A 530-nucleotide genomic window follows, 5' to 3' on the forward strand; every position below is an offset into this window, starting at 1 on the left:
GGATCAGGGTCATACCGTCATCCGCGCGCCGGTCGATGGCGTGGTGGGCAATCGGCAGGTCCAGACCGGCGACTTCGTTCAGCCTGGCTCGCGGATGCTGACATTGGTGCCCTCTCAGGCGCTCTATGTGGTCGCGAACTTCAAGGAGACTCAGACCCGGGCGATGCTTCCCGGCCAGGCCGCGACGATCAGGGTCGATGCGCTAGATGGGGATCGCCTGACCGGCAAGGTCGAGAGCTTTGCGCCGGGATCGGGATCGGAATTCACCCTGCTGCCGTTCGAACCGGGATCGGGCAATTTCACCAAGATCGTCCAGCGGGTGCCGGTGCGGATCAGGCTCGATCCGGGTCAGCCGGCGGTGGCGCGCTTGCGGCCGGGGCTGTCGGTGACCGCGAAGGTGAGCTTGCGGTAACTTCCGCGACCCATTCCAACTCCATCGTCACCCCGGACTYGTTCCGGGGTCCATCTCTCCTCTCGCGACGGCAGTGCTTGTTGCACGATGGATGCCGGAACAAGTCCGGCATGACGGA

General features: G+C 64.8%; 1 pseudogene. It reads left to right on the plus strand.

Annotation, left to right across the window (positions count from 1 at the left end):
* Nucleotides 1–412: pseudogene (locus AC1DZC_RS20355) on the plus strand (hypothetical protein); the annotation flags it as partial.
* Nucleotides 413–530: the final 118 nt, after the last annotated feature.

This window comes from Cellulomonas sp. P2_B4, assembly GCF_056404795.1.